Raw genomic sequence first — 18,986 nt, 5'->3', positions numbered from 1 at the left:
GCATCGTGCGCGACGGTAACAGCCCGACGACGGACGGGCCCGCTCAGACCGCGGGCCCGGGGATCACGTCCGGCGGTCTCGCGGGTGAACCCGGGGCCGTCCACGTGATCCTCGGATCGGACAGGACCCGCATCGTCCTGTCGGGCGAGATCGACGCCGACCTCGGGCCTGACCTGCAGGAGGCGACGACCGACGCCGAGCAGGCGGGCCTGCCGATCGAGGTCGACGCCCACCACGTGACGTTCATGGACTCGTCGGGTGTGGCGTTCCTCGCCCGCCTGTCGATCCGCTCGCAGCACCGGGTGCGGCTGCTCCGGGTCCCTCCGACGGTGCGGTTCCTGCTCGAGGTGACCCGCATCGGCGAGCTGCTCGACGTGGTCGACACCGACGAGCCGACCGGTTTCGCTGCGACGCCCGACCCTGCCGACGAAGGCCCCGCGACCACCTGACCGCGCCGCGGCGGCCTCGCGCCCCGCGACCACCCACGACGACCGAGGGCCCGGTCCCGACGCACGCAGCGTCGGGACCGGGCCCTCGTCGGTCAGTGGTGCGTCAGATCTTGTGACCGGCCGAGCGCAGCTGCTGGGCCGCCTCGACGAGACGCTGGGCCATGCCGGCCTCGGCCAGCTTGCCCCAGGCGCGCGGGTCGTACGCCTTCTTGTTCCCGACCTCGCCGTCGACCTTCAGGACGCCGTCGTAGTTCGCGAACATGTGACCGGCGACGGGACGCGTGAACGCGTACTGCGTGTCGGTGTCGATGTTCATCTTGATGACGCCGTTGTCCACGGCCTCACCGATCTCGGCCTCGGTCGAGCCCGAGCCGCCGTGGAAGACCAGGTCGAACGGGCTGTCCTTGCCGAGGGTCGCGCCCACGGCGTCCTGGATCTCCTTGAGGATCGAGGGACGCAGCTTGACGGCACCGGGCTTGTAGACGCCGTGCACGTTGCCGAACGTCAGGGCCGTCAGGTAGCGGCCCTTCTCGCCCGAACCAAGCGCACGGACCGTCGCCAGGCCGTCCTCGACCGTCGTGTACAGCTTGTCGTTGATCTCGGCCGTGTGGCCGTCCTCCTCACCACCGACGACGCCCACCTCGATCTCGAGGATCGTGCGAGCCTGCTGCGAGAGGGCCAGGAGCTCCTCCGCGATGACGAGGTTCTCGTCGAGCGGGATGTTCGAGCCGTCGAACATGTGCGACTGGAACGTCGGGTTCTTGCCGGCCTTGACCTGCTCGATCTCGAGCGCGAGCAGCGGGCGGACCCAGCTGTCCAGGTTTTGCTTGGTGCAGTGGTCCGTGTGCAGCGCGACGGTGATCGGGTAGCCCTTGGCGACCTCGGCCGCGTAGGCGGCGAGGGCGAGCGAACCGGCGACGCGGTCCTTGACCGTCGAGCCGGACGCGTACTCGGCGCCACCGACGGAGACCTGGATGATGCCGTCGCTCTCGGCCTCGGCGAAGCCCTGCAGTGCGGCGGTGACGCCCTGCGAGGAGGTGACGTTGACCGCGGGGTAGGCAAACTTGCCCGCCTTCGCGCGGTCGATCATCTCGTTGTACACCTCAGGTGTTGCGATCGGCATCGCGGGTTCTCCTGCTGCTAGTGGGAGTGGTTTCCACCTGAGTCTTCCACGTCCTGACCCGTGTGCGATCAGGACGTCCTACCCATCGGACGCACGGGCCGCATGCTGCGACACCCAGGCGTGCATCGCGATGGCGGCCGCGGCGCCCGCGTTGATCGACCGGGTGGAGCCGAACTGCGCGATGTGCAGCACGTCCACCGCGGCACCCTGAGCCTCGGTCGACAGGCCCACGCTCTCCTGGCCGAACAGCAGCACGCACGCACGCGGCAGCCGGTAGCCCTCGAGCGGCACCGAGCCGGGCACGTTGTCGATGCCGATCACCGGCATCGGCGAGCCGTCGGATCCCGCGGTCTGCGCCCAGGCGACGAGGTCGGCGACGTCCGGGTGGTGGCGCACGTGCTGGTAGCGGTCGGTGACCATCGCGCCCCGGCGGTTCCAGCGGCGGCGCCCCACGATGTGCACCTCCGCCGCGGCGAACGCGTTCGCTGTGCGCACCACCGAGCCGATGTTCATGTCGTGCGACCAGTTCTCGATAGCGACGTGGAACGGGTGCCGCCGGGTGTCGAGGTCGGCGACGACCGCCTCGACCGTCCAGTACCGGTAGCGGTCGACCACGTTGCGGCGGTCGCCGTGCTCGAGCAGGTCGGGGTCGTAGCGTCGGCTCCCGTCGGGCCCGTCGAGGGGCGGCCAGGCGGCGCGTCCGCCCGGCCACGGGCCCACCCCGACACCCGTGTCCGCCTCGTCCGGGCGATCGGGACCGTCTGGTCCGACGGCGGGCCGGGCTGCGGGGTCGCTCGCGTCGTTCACGCCCCCATCCTGCCGCCCGGCCGCACCCGCACCTGCGCCGGGAACCGCGATGCACGATGTGTGCGAGGTCTTCACCAGGACGGTCACCTGCCGTCACCACCGCCCACGTAGGCTGATGGCGTGCTCATGACGACCGCCCTCGCGGCCACCCTGCCTGCCCTCGGCACCGTGCCCGCGCTCGGGCCAGACTTCCTGAACGCCGACCACCTGATCGAGTCGTTCGGCGCGTACGCGCTGATCGGTGTCGCGATCGTGGTGTTCATCGAGTCCGGGCTCCTGTTCCCGCTGCTGCCCGGCGACTCGCTGCTCTTCACCGCGGGCATGCTCGTGGCCCAGGAGCAGATGGACGTGCCGCTGTGGGCCCTGTGCCTGCTGCTGTTCCTCGCGGCGTTCGCGGGCGACCAGGTCGGCTTCCTCATCGGGCGCAAGGCCGGGCCCAAGATCTTCAACAAGCCCGACTCACGGTTCTTCAAGCAGCAGTACATCGACCAGACGTACGCGTACTTCGACAAGTACGGCGGCCGGACGATCATCGTGGCCCGCTTCGTGCCGTTCGTGCGCACCTACGCCCCCGTCGCCGCGGGCGTCGGCAACATGACCTACCGGCACTTCGTCTCGTTCAACGTGATCGGCGCGTTCATCTGGGGCGTCGGCGTGACAGTGCTCGGCTACCTGCTCGGCAACGTCGCGTTCATCAAGGACAACATCGAGCTCATCCTCATCGCCGTCGTCGCGGTGTCGGTGGTCCCCATCGCCATCGAGCTCCTCCGGGCGCGCAGCAGCCGCCGCGACGCGCGCTACGACGAGCCCGACGAGCGCGACCGCGCGGCCCGTGACGCCATGGGCCCCACCGAGTGACAGCTCGCCCAGCGACGTCAGAGACGAGGACGGCATGACGCGGCAGATCCACAGCTGGCTCACCGACATGGACGGCGTGCTGGTGCACGAGGGCAACGCTCTGCCCGGGGCGCCCGAGTTCGTGCGGGCGCTGCGCGACGCCGGTCGCCCGTTCCTCATCCTGACGAACAACTCGATCTACACCGCGCGTGACCTGCGCGCCCGGCTCGCCGCGACCGGCATCGACGTGCCCGAGACCGCGATCTGGACGTCGGCGCTCGCGACCGCGCAGTTCCTCGACGACCAGTCGCCCGGCGGCAGCGCCTACACGATCGGCGAGGCCGGGCTCACGACAGCGCTCTACGAGATCGGCTACACGCTGACCGAGGCCGACCCGGACTACGTGGTGCTCGGCGAGACCCGCACGTATTCGTTCGAGGCCATCACCCGGGCCATCCGGCTCATCAAGGGCGGCGCCCGGTTCCTCGCGACGAACCCCGACGTCACCGGCCCCAGCCCCGAGGGCGACCTGCCCGCGACGGGCGCCGTGGCCGCGATGATCACGGCTGCGACCGGCCGCACGCCCTACTTCGTGGGCAAGCCCAACCCGATGATGTTCCGCTCGGCGCTCAACCGCATCGACGCGCACTCGGAGTCGACAGCCATGATCGGCGACCGCATGGACACCGACGTCATCGCGGGCATCGAGGCCGGCCTGCAGACGTTCCTCGTGCTCACGGGATCGACCGCGGCCGCCGACCTGCCCGGGTTCCCGTTCCGCCCGAGCCACGTGGTCGACTCGATCGCGGACCTCATCGACCTCGTCTGACGCCCCCGCTCAGGCCTGCGTGTCGCCGAACCCGACCTGCGGGACGGCGCGCACCGCCGGGTCGCCGGCCTCGAAGTACTCGGCCTGACGGAAGCCGAACACCTTGGCGATCAGGTTCGAGGGGAACGACTCGACCTTGGTGTTGAGCGTCCGCACGTTCGCGTTGTAGAACCGTCGGCCCGCGGCGATGCGGTCCTCGGTGGTCGTCAGCTCGGTCTGCAGCTGCTGGAAGTTCTCGCTGGCCCGCAGCACCGGGTAGGCCTCGGCGACCGCGAACAGCCGCCCGATGGCCTGCGTGAGCATGTTCTCCTGCGCGGCCTGCTCGGCCGGCGGGGTGCCCGGGGTCGACGCCGCGGCGCGTGCCCGCGTGACCTCGTCGAACACGCCGCGCTCGTGGGCGGCGTAGCCCTTGACCGTCTCGACCAGGTTGGGGATCAGGTCGTGCCGACGGTGCAGCTCGACGTCGATCTGGCGCCACGCCTCCTGCACGAGGTTCCGCAGCCGGACGAACCCGTTGTACTGCGCGACCGCCCAGATCAGCACGATCACGACCAGGACGACGATGACGATGATGCTCACGGCGGTGGCGGTCACGGCGGGTCTCCTGTGGATCGGCGGGTCGCAGGATCGTAACCGTCACCGTACCGACGACGCGCCGGGTTCCCGCACTCAGACCGGGTCGAGGTGACCCCGGTCCTGCCACACGTGCCGCGGGATCGCACGCACCAGGCCCACGAGCAGCGCCAGCCGCCGCTCGAGCCGCACCAGGTCGCTGGTCCCCTCGTCCCAGCAGAGCAGCGACGCGCCCTCGATCCGCAGGCTCGTGCAGCTCACGTCGGGGAGCAGCAGCCGTTCCATGACGCGCGGGTGCACCACGTCGTGGGCGAACCGCAGGTCGGTGGCCTGCACGCGCCACGCCCGGTTGAACGCCTCGGACTCGAAGGTGAGGTCCTGCCCGCCGAACGCCCTCGCGATCCGGGCCGAGACACCCTCGGGGGTCAGCTCGAGCACCGGCAGCGCAGCCGGCAGGTCGATCGCCACGACGTGCCGCCGGTGCACCTGGGCCGACTCGCCGGTGCCCGTGGTCCAGCAGTAGGTGAACGACGTGGCCCCGAACCCGTCGAGGGTCCCGCGCAGCACCTCGGTCGCGCGGCGTGCGCTGCCCTCCCCGAACGGCCGCCCGCGCCACCGGTCCACCAGCCCGGAATCCTCGCGCGTGCAGACCCAGCTGCGGGGCTCGGCCCAGGCGGCGTGCTCCCGGTGCCGTCGCTCGGCCGCCCGACGCCCCCTAACCAGCAGCGCACCGGCCGCCGCGCAGACCAGCGCGACGGGAACCGCCCCGGCCGAGGTGACGACGGGCAGCACGAGGCTGAGCGCGCCCGCGAGCACGCCGCCCATCGGGTCAGACCAGGCCGAGGTCGGCCAGGTCGAAGAGGTGGTGGTACGGCACGCCGAGCGCCTCGATCTTCTCGGCCGCGCCCGTCGCGCGGTCCACGATCACGGCCACGCCCATGACCTCCGCGCCGGCCTCGCGCGCGGCCCCGACCGCCGCGATGGGCGAGGCGCCCGTGGTGGACGTGTCCTCGAGGACCACGACGCGACGTCCCGCGATGTCGGGTCCCTCGATGCGGCGCTGCATGCCGTGCGCCTTGGCCTCCTTGCGGACCACGAACGCGTCGAGATCCTGGCCCCGCGACGCCGCGGCGTGCAGCAGCGCCGTCGCGACCGGGTCGGCGCCCAGCGTCAGGCCGCCCACCGCGTCGATCTCGGCGGTGCCCAGACCGACCTCCTCGAGCCGGTCGAGCAGCACGTGCCCGATGAGCGGGGCCGCGCGGTGGTGCAGCGTCACGCGCCGCAGGTCCACGTAGTAGTCGGCCTCGCGCCCGGAGGACAGCGTGACCTTTCCGCGCACGACAGCCAGCTCGGCGATGAGGTCGCGGAGCTGCTCGCGGGGCGTCGGGGACATCGGGGACGGGGGCTGCACGTGGGTCACGCCCGCCAGGCTACCGACCGTCGTGCGGGGCGTGCGGCGTGTGCGCGTGCGCGGGGTCGTCCAGGCTCCTGCGGTACGAGCCGAACGCCCGGATCACGGAGCGCGGCAGCAGCCGGGCGACGCCCGACGCGAGCCGGTAGCGCAGGCTCGGCGTGGAGATCACCGCACCCCGGCGCACGTCCGCGAGCGCCGTGGCGACCACGTCGTCGGCGTTGAGCCACGCGACCTCGGGCAGCACGCTCGAGTCGATGGCCGCCCGGGCGTGGAACTCGGTGTGCACGAAGCCCGGGCACAGCACGGTGGCGGTGACGCCGGTGCCGCGCAGCTCGACCGCGAGGCCCTCGGTGAACGTGCGCACCCACGCCTTGTGGGCCGAGTAGGTGCCCGACGCGAGCAGGGCGGCGACCGACGCGACGTTGAGGATCGCACCCCGACCGCGCTCGACCATGGCCTCGGCGGCGGCGTGCGAGAGCACCATCACCGCGCGCACCATGACGTCGAAGGCCTTCTCCTCGCGGTCGAGGTCACCCCCGACGAAGGGCTGGTGCAGGCCGAGGCCCGCGTTGTTGACGAGCAGGCCGACGGGGCGCTCCGGGGAGCGCAGCCGCTGGGCGACCCGTTCGAGGTCGGCCCGGTCGCTGAGGTCGGCCGTGAGCACCTCGGCGTGGACCCCTGCCGCGGCACGCAGCTGCGACGCGAGACGCTCGAGGCGCTCGGTGTCGCGCGCGACCAGGACGACGTCGTGCTTCGCGGTGGCCAGCTGCCAGGCGAACTCGAGCCCGAGACCCGAGCTCGCTCCGGTGATGAGTGCTGTTCCCATGCGGCCACCCTACGGACGAGCCGGGACGTTGTCCCACGAACCCCGGCGGTTCGCGTGTCACCGCCCGGCGGCGCCCGCGGCCCGGCCCGTCAGCCACGGCGGCTAACCTGACCGCCATGCGCCTCGCGACCTGGAACATCAACTCGATCCGCGCCCGTGCCGACCGTGCCGTGGCCTTCCTCGAGCGCACCGGCACCGACGTGCTCGCGCTCCAGGAGACCAAGTGCAAGGACGAGCAGTTCCCGCGCGAGGTCTTCGAGGCGGCCGGCTACGAGGTCGCGACGCTCGGGTTCAGCCAGTGGAACGGCGTCGCGATCATCTCGCGCGTCGGCATCGAGGACGTCGAGACGTCGTTCGCGGGCCAGCCGGGGTTCGGCGTCGAGCCGGTCAGCGAGGCGCGCGCGCTCGGCGCCACGTGCGGGGGCGTCAAGGTGTGGAGCTTGTACGTCCCGAACGGCCGGGAGATCGACGACCCGCACTACACGTACAAGCTCGAGTGGCTCGAGGCGCTGCGCACGCAGGCCGCGTCGTGGATCGCCCCCGGCACGGGTGACCCCGACGCGCAGATCGCGCTCGTGGGCGACTGGAACATCGCGCCGCTCGACGAGGACGTGTGGGACATCGAGGTCTTCGCGGGGCGCACCCACGTGACGCCCGCCGAGCGTGCCGCGTTCACGGCCTTCGCCGAGTCCGGCTACTCCGAGGTCTCGCGCGTGCACCTGCCCGGTCGCACGTTCACCTACTGGGACTACCAGCAGCTGCGCTTCCCGCGGAACGAGGGCATGCGCATCGACTTCACCTACGCCTCGCCGGCCCTCGCCGCCCGGGTCACGGACGTGACGGTCGAGCGCAACGAGCGCAAGGGCAAGGCGCCGTCCGACCACGTCCCGGTGGTCCTCGACCTCGCGGACTGACCCACCCCCAGGTGGGTCGCGACGTGGCGAGCGGGCGACAGCACCTGTTCGGGCCCCGCGGTGGCGACCCGCTCCGCTAGGTTCCTGCGCATGAGCACGCCTCCGACCTGGTCGCCCGACGACCAGGGGCACCCGAACCCCTTCGCCGCACCTGCAGGGGGTTCAGCGCCGGACCCGGGAGCGTTCGCCTACCCCGTCGCGCCACCCGTCGCGCCGCCGGTCGCGCCCCCCGTCGCGCCGGCACCCGTGTACGGGGCTCCCACCGGTGGGTCGCCCTACGGTGCCCCCGCGAGCCCAACCCCCTCGCCGTACGGCGCACCGAGCCCGGCTTCTTCGCCCTACGGCGCACCCGCGAGCCCGCCGCCCTCGCCCTACGGTGGCGCGCAGTACCCCCCGCCCGGCTACCCCTCGCCGTACCCGCAGGGGTATGGCGGCTACCCGCCGCAGCCCTCGTGGGGTGAGCCTGCGCGCCCCACGAGCGGACTCGCGATCGCCTCGCTCGTCACGAGCTGCGTGGGCCTGCTCGGGATCGGCGTCACGGGGCCGATCGGCATCGGGCTCGGCATCGGGGCACTCGTGCGGATCCGGCGGACCGGTGACCGGGGCCGCGGGCTCGCGATCGCGGGCATCGCCGTGGGCGCCGCGATGACGCTCCTGATGGCGGTGTTCGTCGCCCTGATGATCGCGGGCACCATGGCGCTCGACGACGAAGCGAGCTGGACGACCGCGACGTCGGAGGACGGGCAGGAGTGGCCGTTCGGCGACGACGGCGATGAGACGGGCTCGGAGAGCACAGCGCTCCCGTTCTACGTGCTGCCCTCGACCTTCGCCCCGGGGCAGTGCCTCGAGGACTGGCCGAGCGAGTACGACATGAGCGACGCCGTGGTGGTCGACTGCGCGAGCCTGCACTACGCGGAGGTCACGGGACTCGTCGAGTTCGGGGAGGCCCCCACGAGTGACGGCACGGCGGACCCGGCCTACGACGCCGCCTTCGACGTCTGCTGGGCGCAGATCGACGCGATGGGCTCGGCCGCGCTCGGCGACGACAACTGGGTCGACGTCTACTCCCCGCACCCGGCGCAGTGGGCCGCGGGCGAGACCAACGGCTACTGCGTGCTCTTGGACGACGGCACGGGCATGACCGGTTCCGTCGTGAGCGGGACGCTCGCTCTCGCGGGCGGGACGCAGACCTGACCGCCCCGTCCGAGTGGTCGACGCCACCCGAGCCCTACTACGCGCCCGGGTGGACGACCCCACGCCCGGCGACCGAGCCCTTGGCGGTCGCCGCCCTGATCACCGGGCTGCTGCTGCTCGGCCCGGTCGCGCTCGCACTCGGGCTCGTCGCGCTGCGTCGCACCCGCCGGCGGGGCACTCGCGGACGCGGGCTCGCCGTCGCGGGGCTCGTGCTGGGCGGGCTCGGCACCCTCGGCCTGGTCGCGGGTGGCGTCGTGGCGGTCCAGGTGGCCGAGGCGACCCGACCGCTGCCCGGTGACGTGACCGCGCCTCGTCAGGCCCACGCCCTGCAGCTCGTGACGGGCAGCTGCCTCGATCCGCTGCCCGCCTCGGGTGACGTCGACGTGGTGTCGGTCGTGCCGTGCGCCGACCCGCACGCCGCGCAGGTCCTCACCCAGTACCGCTTCGACGCCGACGCGGTGTGGCCGGGCCAGGCCCACGCGGACGCGCGCGTCGCCGAGGCCTGCCAGCTGAGTGCGCTCGAGGAGGCCGCGGGTGTGCGGGCGCTCACCTGGGCCCCCACCGAGACGTCCTGGGAGCGGGGGGACCGCACCGGGCTGTGCCTCGCGACCGTCGAGGGCGGCGGGCTGACCGGCTCGTTCCTCGACGGCAGCGTGGTCATCCCCTGACGGCTCCCCCGAGCCGTCGGCTCCCCACCCGCGGGCGGCTCAGCGCACGACGCTCGCGCTGAGCTCGGTCGACGCCGCGTCACGGGACACGACGAGCCGGTACTCGCCCGGCTCGGCGGCCCAGCTCGCGCTCGGCTCGTCCCAGTGCTGGAAGGAACGCGCACCCACGAGCACCTCGGCGATCACGTGCTCGCCGGGGTCCGCGGTCACCACGGCCCAGCCCGCCAGCCAGCGCGCGGGCCGCTCGACCGCCGAGTCGTCCCGCTCGAGGTAGACCTGGACGACCTCGCGACCGCGCCGCAGGCCGGTGTTGGTCAGGCCGACGCGGGCCAGCACGCCGGCGCCGGCACGGTCGACGTGCACGGCGTCGTAGGACCACGTCGTGTACCCGAGGCCGTGGCCGAACGGGTACGCCGGGGTGGCACCGGACCGCAGCCAGGCGCGGTACCCGATGTGGATCCCCTCGTCGTAGCGCAGCACCCCGTCGCGCGGCGTCACGTCGAGCACCGGGACGTCCTGCTCGGTCGCGGGCCAGGTGGTGGGCAGCCGGCCGCCGGGCTCCTGGTCTCCCGTGAGCACCTCGGCCACCGCGTTGCCGTACTCCTGACCGCCGAACCAGGTGAGCAGCACCGCACCCACGTCGTCGCGCCACGGCATGAGCACCGGCGACCCCGAGTTCACCACCACGACGGTGCGCGGGTTGACGGCCGCGACCGCCCGCACCAGGTCGTCCTGCAGGCCGGGCAGGCGCAGGTCGCTGCGGTCGAAGCCCTCGGACTCGACCTTCTCGTTGGTGCCCACCACGACCACCGCCACGTCGGCGTCGCGCGCGAGCGCCACGGCCTCCTCGATCAGGTCGGCCGGGAAGTCGACCACGGGGCGCCAGCCGCCCGTGAACCCGAGCACCCCGGGCATGTCCGAGCCGTCCGGCATGGACGGGATCCCGACGAGGGGGTGGTACCAGCGCAGCCGGTAGGTGCGTCCCGCCTCGACGTCGACGCGGGCCGTCGCGGCGGGCGGCGCCATGAGCGCGGCCCCGAGGTCGGCGAGGTCGACCTCGAGGGTCTCGTCGAGCACGACCTCGTCGTCGACCGAGAGCACCGTGCGCCCGATCACTGCGAAGCCGAGCTCGATCGGGCCCGTGGTGGTGGGCGTGAAGTCCGTGACGACCTCGAAGACGTCCGAGCCGCGGGTCGGGGCGTTGCCGAGCCACATGAGGTCGGTCGCGAAGCGGTGCTCGTCGAGCACGGGCTTGCCCGCGCCGGTCAGGAACCGGGCGCGCACCCCGGGCTCACCCGTCTCGGGGTCGCGCACGGTGTCGAGGTCGAAGGGCAGCACGCCCTCGTGCACGAGCGCGCCGAGCGCGTGCACCACTGTCGCGTCGGGCATCGCGGCCCGCAGGCCCTCGACCGGCGAGACCGTGCGGGTCGGGACGACAGTCGCCGAGCCGCCGCCCTGGGTACGCGGGCGCTGGGCGCTCTGGCCGAGCACCGCGACCCGTCGGGGCGGGGTGGTGTCCGGACCCAGCAGGGGCAGCGCGCCGTCGTTGCGGACGAGCACCGACCCGCGCACCTCGACCTCGCGGGCGAGGAGCACGGCGTCAGGGTCGATCTCCGCGTGCGGCGCGACGACCTCGGTGGGCGCGGACCCGTCGACCGGTTCGAGCGCACCGACCCGCGCGGCAAGCAGCAGCAGCCGTCGCACCTTCTCGTCGACAGCCTCGAGCGGCACCTCGCCGGCCTCGACCGCGGCCACGAGCGCCGCGCCCCAGGGGCCCTCGGGCCCGGGCATCACGAGGTCCTGGGCGGCGCGGGCCGCGTCGAGCGAGCGCACGGCGGTCCAGTCGGAGATGACGACGCCGTCGAAGCCCCAGTCGTCCTTGAGCGGCGAGCGCAGCAGGTGGTTCTCGCTCATGGTGACGCCGTCGACCGCGTTGTAGGCGCTCATGATCGACCACGCGCCCGCATCGGTCACCGTGCGCTCGAAGGGCTGCAGGTAGAGCTCGTGCAGGGCCCGGTCGGAGACCTCGACCGAAGCGGTGAAGCGCTCGGTCTCGAAGTCGTTCGCGACGTAGTGCTTGGGGCAGGCCGCGACGCCGTTCTCCTGGAGGCCGTGCACCAGCGCGTCGGCGATCTCGGCCGTGAGCAGCGGGTCCTCGGAGTACGCCTCGAAGTGCCGGCCGCCCAGCGGGCTGCGGTGCAGGTTGATGGTGGGGCCGAGCACCACGTCGACGCCCTTGCGTCGGGCCTCGTGCGCCATGGCCGCGCCGTAGCGGTACGCGAGCTGCGGGTCCCAGGTGGCCCCGAGCGCCGTCGCGCTCGGCAGGTTGAGCGACGGGTCGCGCTCGTCCCACACGGCGCCACGGACCCCCGACGGACCGTCGGAGAGCACCACGGTGCGCAGCCCGACCGCGGGCTCGGCGTGCATCGACCAGAAGTCGGCCCCGGTCAGCAGCCGGACCTTCTGGGCGAGCGTGAGCCGCCCGACCAGCACGTCGAGGTCGGCGTCGCTCGGGGTGGTGCTGGTCATCGTCGACCTCGTTCGTCCGGGGAGTCGTGCCGTCTCATGCTTACCACGCCCCGGTTCGACCCACCCGGGACGAGCGGGGGCCCACCACCGCAGGTGGGAGCGTTCTCAGAGCTCGACGCTCAGCTGCTTCGCGAGGTGCTCACGGAGGGTCGCGGCCATGTCCACGCCCTTGCGGTCGAGCAGCCACTGGACCTGCAGGCCGTCCATGAGCGCGATGAAGCTGCGTGCCGCGTGCTCGGGGTCCACGCCCGGGTTCAGCTCGCCCTTGCTGCGGGCCTGCTCGAAGGCGTCGATGCACATCCGCACCGCGCGCTCGTACCGGTCGATGAAGAACTCGTGCGCGGGGTGGTCGGGCGACGTCGCCTCTGCCGCGAGCACGCACGAGAGCTCGACGATGCCCGGCCGGGTCGCGTTGTAGTCGGCCAGCTCGAGCATGTGGCGCAGCACCTCGGTGCCCGTGGTCTCCTGCATGTCGAAGCGCGCGGAGTCCGTCTCGTCGCGCCTCTCGAGCACCGCGAGCAGCAAGGACTCCTTGCTGGTGAAGTGGTGCAGCAGGCCGGGGTGCGAGATGCCGACACGCGCCGCGATCTCCCGGAGCGAGGCCGCGCGGTACCCGACGTCACCGAACAGCGTCATCGCCTCGTCGAGGATCTGCTGACGGCGCGCACGCCCCTTGGCGTACCCACGCTCGATCTGGCTCGTCATCGCGCCCCCGTCCGTGGCCCCCCGCCGTGGCACGAACGAGAGTACGCCCACGTTGCGTCACCTTTGTACGCATTGGTCACCCGGATGGGTGACCACGGGCCCGTGAAAACGTCTTCACTCCCCCGGGAGCACGACTCCCAGCTGGCGACGCACCTCGTCGGCCGTCTCGAGCACAGCGACGGTCTCGTCGAGCGGCTGCCACGGCGACTCGGTGCGCCCCTCGCCGACGTAGCGGGCGAGCGCGGCCGCCTGGTAGCAGAGGCCGTCGTGGCCGCGCAGCGGATCTTCGTCCCACACGAGCCGGCGGCCGTCCGCCACGAGCGTGACGCTCGCCGGCGCATAGAAGTCAGGGCCGAGCTCGATGCGCCCCGCCGAGCCCGCGACCGAGCCCGTGCGGGACGTCTCGGTCAACATCGACGTGAAGACCTGCGCCTGCGCACCACCCGAATGGTCCAGCAGCACCGTGGCCTGCGCGTCGACCCCGGTCGGGGCGAGCAGACCCGCCGCGTGCACAGCGGTCGGCGCACCCAGCCCCGCGTGCCGGGCCACGAACGACGCGAACGACAGCGGGTAGATGCCCAGGTCGAGCAGCACGCCGCCCGCGAGCGCCGGGTCGAGCAGCCGGTGCCCCGCGGGCGGGTCGGTGCGCACCCCGTAGTCGCCGGTCACGAGCCGCACGTCACCCACCGCGCCGTCCTCGAGCAGCCGGCGCACCACGTCGGCGTGCGGCAGGTAGCGGCTCCACATGGCCTCCATGAGCAGGACGCCCGCGGCCCGTGCCGCGGCGACCACCTCGCGCGCCTCGGCGGCGTTGCGCGTGAACGCCTTCTCGACGAGCACGTGCTTGCCCGCGGCGATCGCCAGCAGGGCCTGCTCGCGGTGGTGGCTGTGCGGGCTCGCCACGTAGACGACGTCGACGTCCGGGTCCTCGACGAGCTGCTCGTAGCTCGGGTGCACACGGTCGACCCCGTGCTCGCGCGCGAACGCCTCGCCGCGCTCGACCGACCGCGACCCGACCGCGACGACCCGCTGCCCGGTGTGCGCGTGCACCGTCGTGGTGAACCGCCCCGCGATCCAGCCCGGTGCCACGATCCCCCAGCGCAGCTTCGGTGCCAGGAGCGGGTCGGCGTCGCGGGGCGTGGGCAGCACTGTGGTCGTCATGGCCGACCACTCTGGCAGACGCACCGGCGCTCCGCCCGAGCATCGGCGCCCGAGCACCGCCGGCCAGACCGGCGGCACCCGCGCCCGCACCCGCCCGGGTCAGGCGGTCCGGGTGGTGAGAGCAAGCCCCCGGTCGTCGCCCGAGGGACGGTCCACCACGACGGTGTCGCCGTCGTGCACCCGGCCCGAGAGCAGCATCCGCGCGAGCTGGTCGCCGATCTCCTTCTGCACGAGCCGGCGCAGCGGACGAGCGCCGTACGCCGGGTCGTACCCCTCGATCGCGAGCCACTCCTTCGCGGCGTCCGTCACGTCGAGCGTCAGACGCCGGTCCGCGAGCCGTGCGCCGAGGTTCGCGACCTGCAGGTCCACGATGTGCCCGATGTCCTCGAGGCTCAGCGCGTGGAACATCACCACGTCGTCGAGCCGGTTGAGGAACTCGGGCTTGAACGCGCTGCGCACCGCGGTCATCACGGCCTCGCGCTTGGCCTCGTCGTCGAGCGTCTGGTCCGCGAGGAACTGCGAGCCCAGGTTCGAGGTGAGGATGAGGATGACGTTGCGGAAGTCGACGGTGCGACCCTGCCCGTCGGTCAGGCGACCGTCGTCGAGCACCTGCAGCAGGATGTCGAAGATCTCCGGGTTGGCCTTCTCGACCTCGTCGAGCAGCACCACCGAGTAGGGCCGGCGCCGCACCGCCTCGGTGAGCTGGCCGCCCTCCTCGTAGCCCACGTACCCGGGGGGCGCCCCGACGAGCCGGGCCACCGAGTGCTTCTCGGAGTACTCCGACATGTCGATGCGGACCATGGCGCGCTCGTCGTCGAACAGGAAGTCCGCGAGCGCCTTGGCGAGCTCGGTCTTGCCGACGCCCGTGGGCCCCAGGAACAGGAACGACCCGGTGGGTCGGTCGGGGTCCGAGACGCCCGCGCGGGCCCGGCGCACCGCGTCGGACACGGCCTCGACGGCCTGCCTCTGCCCGATGATCCGGTCGCCCAGCACGTCCTCCATGCGCAGGAGCTTGGCGCTCTCGCCCTCGAGCAGCCGGCCCGCGGGGATGCCGGTCCACGCCGAGACGACCTCGGCGACCTCGTCGGGGCCCACCTTCTCCGCGATCATCGGCGCGTGCGCGGGCCCGTCGCCGTCCTCGTCGCTGACCTCCTGCTCGTGGCGCTCGGCCTCCTCGATCTCCTTCTGCACGGCGGGGATCTCGCCGTAGAGCAGGCGCCCGGCGGCCGCGAGGTCACCCTCACGCTCGGCACGCTCGGCCGCGCTGCGCAGCTCGTCGAGGCGGGCCTTGAGGTCGCCGACGAGGTTGTGGCCGGCCTTCTCCTTCTCCCACCGCGCGGTGAGGCTCGCGAGCTCCTCGCGGCGGTCGGCGAGGTCGGCGCGGATCTTCTCGAGCCGTTCGCGCGAGGCGTCGTCGTCCGCGTTCGCGAGCGTGAGCTCCTCCATGGTCAGCCGGTCGACGGCCCGACGCAGCACGTCGATCTCGATCGGTGAGGAGTCGAGCTCCATGCGCAGCCGGCTCGCGGCCTCGTCGACCAGGTCGATGGCCTTGTCGGGCAGCTGACGCCCGGGGATGTACCGGTTCGACAGCGCCGCGGCCGCGACCAGCGCGGCGTCGGAGATCGTCACCTTGTGGTGCGCCTCGTAGCGCTCCTTGAGCCCGCGCAGGATCGCGATCGTGTCCTCGACGCTCGGCTCCCCCACGAACACCTGCTGGAAGCGGCGCTCGAGGGCCGGGTCCTTCTCGATGCTCTCGCGGTACTCGTCGAGCGTGGTCGCGCCGACCATGCGCAGCTCGCCTCGCGCGAGCATCGGCTTGAGCATGTTGCCCGCGTCCATCGAGCCCTCGGCCGCCCCGGCGCCCACCACCGTGTGCAGCTCGTCGATGAACGTGACGACCTCGCCGTCGGAGCCCTTGATCTCCTCGAGCACGGCCTTGAGCCGTTCCTCGAACTCGCCGCGGTACTTGGCCCCCGCGACCATCGCCCCGAGGTCGAGGGCCACGAGCCGCTTGTTGCGCAGCGACTCGGGCACGTCCCCCGCGACGATGCGCTGGGCGAGCCCTTCGACGACCGCCGTCTTGCCGACACCGGGCTCACCGATCAGCACGGGGTTGTTCTTGGTGCGGCGGGAGAGCACCTGCACCACGCGCCGGATCTCGGAGTCGCGCCCGATCACGGGGTCGAGCTTGCCGTCGCGCGCCGCGGCCGTGAGGTCGTTGCCGTACTGCTCGAGGGCCTTGTAGGTGCCCTCGGGGTTCGGGCTCGTGACCCGCCCGCTGCCGCGCACGGTCGGCAGCGCCGCGACCAGCCCTTCGCGCGAGGCGCCCTGCTGGCGCAGGGCGTCGGCCACGCTGCTCTGGCCCGCTGCCACGCCGATGAGCAGGTGCTCGGTCGAGACGTACTCGTCACCGAGGGCGCGCGCCTCGTCCTGGGCCGCCTGGAGCGCGGCGGCCGTGGCGCGCGACGCGGAGGGCTGCGCGACGGCCGACCCGGTCGCGGCGGGCAGCCCCACGAGCGTCGCGCGGACCGATCGGCCGAGCGCCGTACGGTCGACGCCCACGGCGTCGAGCAGCGCGTTGGCGACCCCGCCCTCCTGGGTGAGCAGCGCGTTGAGCAGGTGCGCGGGTTCGAGCTGCGGGTTGCCGGCGGCCGACGCCTGCTGGATGGCGTCGCCGAGGGCCTCCTGAGCCTTGGTGGTGAACTTGGCGTCCATCGTTCCTCCGGTGCCACGGGTGGGTGCTGTCGCTGCGGCGTGCCCGCAGCCCCTCGACTGAAGTTGAGCCTAGTCGACTCAACACTGATGGGCGCGCTCGGGCCGGGGATGCCCCTTCCGCCCGGGTCCTGGCGGTGCCAGGGTGTGGGCCATGCCCCGACGCACCGCTGCCGTCGCGCTCGTGGCCCTCGTGACGCTCGGCCTCGCCGGGTGCGTGCGGGTCGACCTCGCGGCGACCCTGCACCCCGACGACACGCTCTCGGGCACGCTGACGTTCGCCGTCTCCGAGGCGTTCGCCGAGCGCTCGGGCCTCTCTGCCGAGGACCTGGTCGACTCGCTCGAGCTGCCCGCCCTTGCCGCGGACGCTCCGGGCACGACCAGCGAGCCCTTCGTCGAGGACGGCTTCGTGGGCCGGCAGGTCACGATCGAGAACGGCGCGCTCGACACGTTCGGCGGCGACGGCGCCTCGGTGCAGATCACGCGCGTGGGCGACGAGTTCGTGGTCGCGGGGTCGATCGACGTCTCGCAGGAGTCCGCCGGGGCCGCCGCCGGCGAGGGGGCGGACGACGTGGACCTCGACGACCTGGACGTGCGGGTGGCCGTGACGTTCCCCGGGGGCGTGCGCGAGCACAACGGCGACCTGTCCGGCCGCACCGTGACGTGGCACGCGGTGTACGGCGACCGCCTCACGCTCGAGGCCCGCGGATCGGCGACCCCCGGCGCCCCGACGATGCGCTCGACACCTGGCTGGGTGTGGCTCGGTGCGGGCGTCGCCGGGCTGGCCACCCTGCTGGCGACCCTGGCCGAGCGACGGCGCCGGGCGGTCGCGGAGGCGTCGCGCACCACTCCCCCGACGGCGTCGCCCGATGCGGACCTGCAGGACGTCACCCAGGACGTCACCGCGCCCGACTGACCTCGGGGCGGCGCACGTCCGACGCCACCACCGCGTCCGCGGCCACCGCTCACCCTCGACGGGTCTGCCGTCGTGTCCACGCCCCGACCCCTCACCTCGACGGCCCCTGCGCCGGGCGCCCCCCCGCGCGCTGGCGTCCGCCTTCCGCTCCCAGCGTCCGCCCCGTGCTGGTGGTCGGCAACGGCGGGCCGTGCGACGATCGCGAGATGCTCGACGACGCGCTGACCCCCGACCTTCGGGACGCCCCCGACATCCTCGGTGCGGGCTGGACGGCCCGCACGATCCCGTTGCGCCCCGACGCGCAGGGCGAGGCCGTCGCGACGCTCGTGCACCGGACCCCCGACGTCGGGCGACCCGCACCGCGCCGCGCGCTGCTCTACGTGCACGGGTTCGTGGACTACTTCTTCCAGCGCCACGTCGGTGACGCGTTCGCCGCGCACGGCGAGGACTTCTACGCGCTCGACCTGCGCGGCTACGGCCGCTCGCTGCGGCCGTGGCAGGAGCCCAACTACGTGACCGACCTGTCGGTGTACGCCGAGGAGCTCGACGCGGCCGCGCGGATCCTGCTCGCCGACCACGACGAGATCGTGCTGCTGGGCCACTCCCTGGGGGGCCTCGTCGCGGCGCTGTGGGCCGACGCGCGACGGGGTGCAGGGGTCGTGGACGCCGTGGTGCTCAACAGCCCGTGGCTCGACCTGCGCGGCCCGTGGTTCGTGCGGGCCGTCGTGACACCGTTGATCGACGTGGTGGGACGGTTCGCACCGCGCCTCGTGGTGGGCCGGCTCGGGGGCTTCTACGGCCCCGCGCTGCACGTCGGCACGGGCGGCGAGTGGGACTACGACCTGACGTGGAAGCCGCACGCGGGGTTCTCGGTGCGGGCGGGCTGGCTGCGCACGGTGCGCCGGGGCCACGCACGGGTCGCGCGCGGGCTCGAGATCGACTGCCCGGTGCTGGTGCTCGCCTCGGACGCCTCGGGCCCCGCCTACCGCTGGCACGACGCGCTGGTGACCACCGACAGCGTGCTCGACGTCGCCCAGATCGCCGCCCGGGCGACGCTGCTGGGGCCCGACGTGACGTTCGTCGAGATCCCCGGCGGTGCGCACGACCTGGCCCTGTCACCCCCGGCCGCCCGCGAGCGCTACCTCGCTGAGGTCATGGCCTGGCTCGACGCGCACCTGGCCGACTGAACGCGCCCCTCTTCCGGTCACGTCACGGAAACCTGCACGTCACACGGCGCCAATCACATTCCGTGGACCATTGTCCAGGACGGCCGTCTTGGACAGATGTCCGTCAATGAGAATCTTCTCATGCAACCGCAGAACATCGGTT

Annotated in this window: 18 protein-coding genes; 8 read left to right on the top strand and 10 right to left on the bottom strand. The window is 73.0% G+C overall.

Going from position 1 to position 18,986, the window contains the following annotated elements:
* The first annotated feature begins 5 nt into the window (after positions 1–5).
* A complete protein-coding gene (locus ACGIF2_RS11590; RefSeq protein ID WP_396046725.1) occupies positions 6–449 on the top strand; it encodes an STAS domain-containing protein in 444 nt (147 codons plus the stop codon).
* A 103-nt stretch (positions 450–552) separates the two neighbouring features.
* Here ACGIF2_RS11590 and fbaA read toward each other — a convergent pair whose 3' ends face one another.
* A complete protein-coding gene (fbaA, locus tag ACGIF2_RS11585) occupies positions 553–1,572 on the bottom strand; it encodes a class II fructose-bisphosphate aldolase (protein WP_396046723.1) in 1,020 nt (339 codons plus the stop codon).
* Between the two features lie 78 nt (positions 1,573–1,650).
* Positions 1,651–2,379, bottom strand: coding sequence for a TrmH family RNA methyltransferase (locus ACGIF2_RS11580; RefSeq protein WP_396046721.1), 729 nt, complete (start codon positions 2,377–2,379; stop codon positions 1,651–1,653).
* Between the two features lie 126 nt (positions 2,380–2,505).
* Here ACGIF2_RS11580 and ACGIF2_RS11575 point away from each other — a divergent pair, with 126 nt between their 5' ends.
* Both ACGIF2_RS11575 and ACGIF2_RS11570 read left to right on the top strand, forming a co-directional pair.
* Positions 2,506–3,237: a VTT domain-containing protein gene (locus ACGIF2_RS11575; protein ID WP_396046822.1), complete on the top strand. Its 732-nt coding sequence runs from the start codon at positions 2,506–2,508 to the stop codon at positions 3,235–3,237.
* A gap of 34 nt (positions 3,238–3,271) precedes the next feature.
* On the top strand, positions 3,272–4,045 hold the full coding sequence (locus ACGIF2_RS11570; RefSeq protein WP_396046719.1) for an HAD-IIA family hydrolase: 774 nt from the start codon (positions 3,272–3,274) through the stop codon (positions 4,043–4,045).
* Positions 4,046–4,054: 9 nt separating this feature from the next.
* Here ACGIF2_RS11570 and ACGIF2_RS11565 read toward each other — a convergent pair whose 3' ends face one another.
* From ACGIF2_RS11565 to ACGIF2_RS11550, 4 genes are all read right to left on the bottom strand, one after another.
* Positions 4,055–4,639, bottom strand: coding sequence for a LemA family protein (locus ACGIF2_RS11565; protein WP_396046717.1), 585 nt, complete (start codon positions 4,637–4,639; stop codon positions 4,055–4,057).
* 75 nt (positions 4,640–4,714) lie between these two features.
* Positions 4,715–5,443, bottom strand: a complete 729-nt coding sequence (locus ACGIF2_RS11560) for a hypothetical protein (RefSeq protein ID WP_396046715.1) — start codon at positions 5,441–5,443, stop codon at positions 4,715–4,717.
* Between the two features lie 4 nt (positions 5,444–5,447).
* A complete protein-coding gene (pyrE, locus tag ACGIF2_RS11555) occupies positions 5,448–6,011 on the bottom strand; it encodes an orotate phosphoribosyltransferase (protein ID WP_396046820.1) in 564 nt (187 codons plus the stop codon).
* 37 nt (positions 6,012–6,048) lie between these two features.
* Complete coding sequence (locus tag ACGIF2_RS11550; RefSeq protein ID WP_396046712.1) at positions 6,049–6,858, bottom strand: SDR family NAD(P)-dependent oxidoreductase; 810 nt, start codon at positions 6,856–6,858, stop codon at positions 6,049–6,051.
* A gap of 116 nt (positions 6,859–6,974) precedes the next feature.
* On the opposite strand from ACGIF2_RS11550, the gene ACGIF2_RS11545 reads away from it, so the two are divergent.
* The 3 genes from ACGIF2_RS11545 to ACGIF2_RS11535 all read left to right on the top strand — a co-directional run bounded on the left by ACGIF2_RS11545 (position 6,975) and on the right by ACGIF2_RS11535 (position 9,634).
* Entirely contained in the window at positions 6,975–7,772 is a 798-nt protein-coding gene (locus ACGIF2_RS11545; protein ID WP_396046710.1) for an exodeoxyribonuclease III, read from the top strand.
* A gap of 90 nt (positions 7,773–7,862) precedes the next feature.
* Positions 7,863–8,966, top strand: coding sequence for a DUF4190 domain-containing protein (locus ACGIF2_RS11540; protein ID WP_396046708.1), 1,104 nt, complete (start codon positions 7,863–7,865; stop codon positions 8,964–8,966).
* Between the two features lie 80 nt (positions 8,967–9,046).
* The gene (locus ACGIF2_RS11535; protein ID WP_396046706.1) at positions 9,047–9,634 is read left to right on the top strand and encodes a DUF4190 domain-containing protein; all 588 of its coding nucleotides are present in this window, start codon (positions 9,047–9,049) and stop codon (positions 9,632–9,634) included.
* 39 nt (positions 9,635–9,673) lie between these two features.
* Here the strand turns inward: ACGIF2_RS11535 and ACGIF2_RS11530 are convergent, their stop codons facing one another.
* The 4 genes from ACGIF2_RS11530 to clpB form a co-directional block, all read right to left on the bottom strand.
* On the bottom strand, positions 9,674–12,163 hold the full coding sequence (locus ACGIF2_RS11530) for a beta-glucosidase (RefSeq protein WP_396046705.1): 2,490 nt from the start codon (positions 12,161–12,163) through the stop codon (positions 9,674–9,676).
* 105 nt (positions 12,164–12,268) lie between these two features.
* A complete protein-coding gene (locus ACGIF2_RS11525; protein WP_396046703.1) occupies positions 12,269–12,868 on the bottom strand; it encodes a TetR/AcrR family transcriptional regulator in 600 nt (199 codons plus the stop codon).
* Between the two features lie 114 nt (positions 12,869–12,982).
* Complete coding sequence (locus ACGIF2_RS11520; RefSeq protein WP_396046701.1) at positions 12,983–14,029, bottom strand: Gfo/Idh/MocA family protein; 1,047 nt, start codon at positions 14,027–14,029, stop codon at positions 12,983–12,985.
* Positions 14,030–14,128: 99 nt separating this feature from the next.
* A complete protein-coding gene (gene clpB / locus ACGIF2_RS11515) occupies positions 14,129–16,744 on the bottom strand; it encodes an ATP-dependent chaperone ClpB (protein WP_396046699.1) in 2,616 nt (871 codons plus the stop codon).
* 151 nt (positions 16,745–16,895) lie between these two features.
* On the opposite strand from clpB, the gene ACGIF2_RS11510 reads away from it, so the two are divergent.
* Positions 16,896–17,657 (top strand): LppM family (lipo)protein, encoded by a 762-nt coding sequence (locus ACGIF2_RS11510; protein WP_396046697.1) that lies wholly within the window; start codon positions 16,896–16,898, stop codon positions 17,655–17,657.
* A 206-nt stretch (positions 17,658–17,863) separates the two neighbouring features.
* The gene (locus ACGIF2_RS11505) at positions 17,864–18,844 is read left to right on the top strand and encodes an alpha/beta hydrolase (protein WP_396046695.1); all 981 of its coding nucleotides are present in this window, start codon (positions 17,864–17,866) and stop codon (positions 18,842–18,844) included.
* Positions 18,845–18,986 lie beyond the last annotated feature (142 nt).

This window comes from Cellulomonas sp. P22, from assembly GCF_044392165.1.
Note: the sequence above shows the minus strand (reverse complement) of the source record. Positions and strands in the feature narration are given on the sequence as shown.

Bases quoted from the DNA above. Each gene is read 5' to 3' on its own strand.
- fbaA (WP_396046723.1), bottom strand. From the start codon at position 1,572: ATGCCGATCGCAACACCTGAGGTGTACAACGAGATGATCGACCGCGCG.
- ACGIF2_RS11575 (WP_396046822.1), top strand. From the start codon at position 2,506: ATGACGACCGCCCTCGCGGCCACCCTGCCTGCCCTCGGCACCGTGCCC.
- ACGIF2_RS11570 (WP_396046719.1), top strand. From the start codon at position 3,272: ATGACGCGGCAGATCCACAGCTGGCTCACCGACATGGACGGCGTGCTG.
- ACGIF2_RS11560 (WP_396046715.1), bottom strand. From the start codon at position 5,443: ATGGGCGGCGTGCTCGCGGGCGCGCTCAGCCTCGTGCTGCCCGTCGTC.
- pyrE (WP_396046820.1), bottom strand. From the start codon at position 6,011: ATGTCCCCGACGCCCCGCGAGCAGCTCCGCGACCTCATCGCCGAGCTG.
- ACGIF2_RS11550 (WP_396046712.1), bottom strand. From the start codon at position 6,858: ATGGGAACAGCACTCATCACCGGAGCGAGCTCGGGTCTCGGGCTCGAG.
- ACGIF2_RS11545 (WP_396046710.1), top strand. From the start codon at position 6,975: ATGCGCCTCGCGACCTGGAACATCAACTCGATCCGCGCCCGTGCCGAC.
- ACGIF2_RS11540 (WP_396046708.1), top strand. From the start codon at position 7,863: ATGAGCACGCCTCCGACCTGGTCGCCCGACGACCAGGGGCACCCGAAC.
- ACGIF2_RS11530 (WP_396046705.1), bottom strand. From the start codon at position 12,163: ATGACCAGCACCACCCCGAGCGACGCCGACCTCGACGTGCTGGTCGGG.
- ACGIF2_RS11525 (WP_396046703.1), bottom strand. From the start codon at position 12,868: ATGACGAGCCAGATCGAGCGTGGGTACGCCAAGGGGCGTGCGCGCCGT.
- ACGIF2_RS11520 (WP_396046701.1), bottom strand. From the start codon at position 14,029: ATGACGACCACAGTGCTGCCCACGCCCCGCGACGCCGACCCGCTCCTG.
- clpB (WP_396046699.1), bottom strand. From the start codon at position 16,744: ATGGACGCCAAGTTCACCACCAAGGCTCAGGAGGCCCTCGGCGACGCC.
- ACGIF2_RS11510 (WP_396046697.1), top strand. From the start codon at position 16,896: ATGCCCCGACGCACCGCTGCCGTCGCGCTCGTGGCCCTCGTGACGCTC.
- ACGIF2_RS11505 (WP_396046695.1), top strand. From the start codon at position 17,864: ATGCTCGACGACGCGCTGACCCCCGACCTTCGGGACGCCCCCGACATC.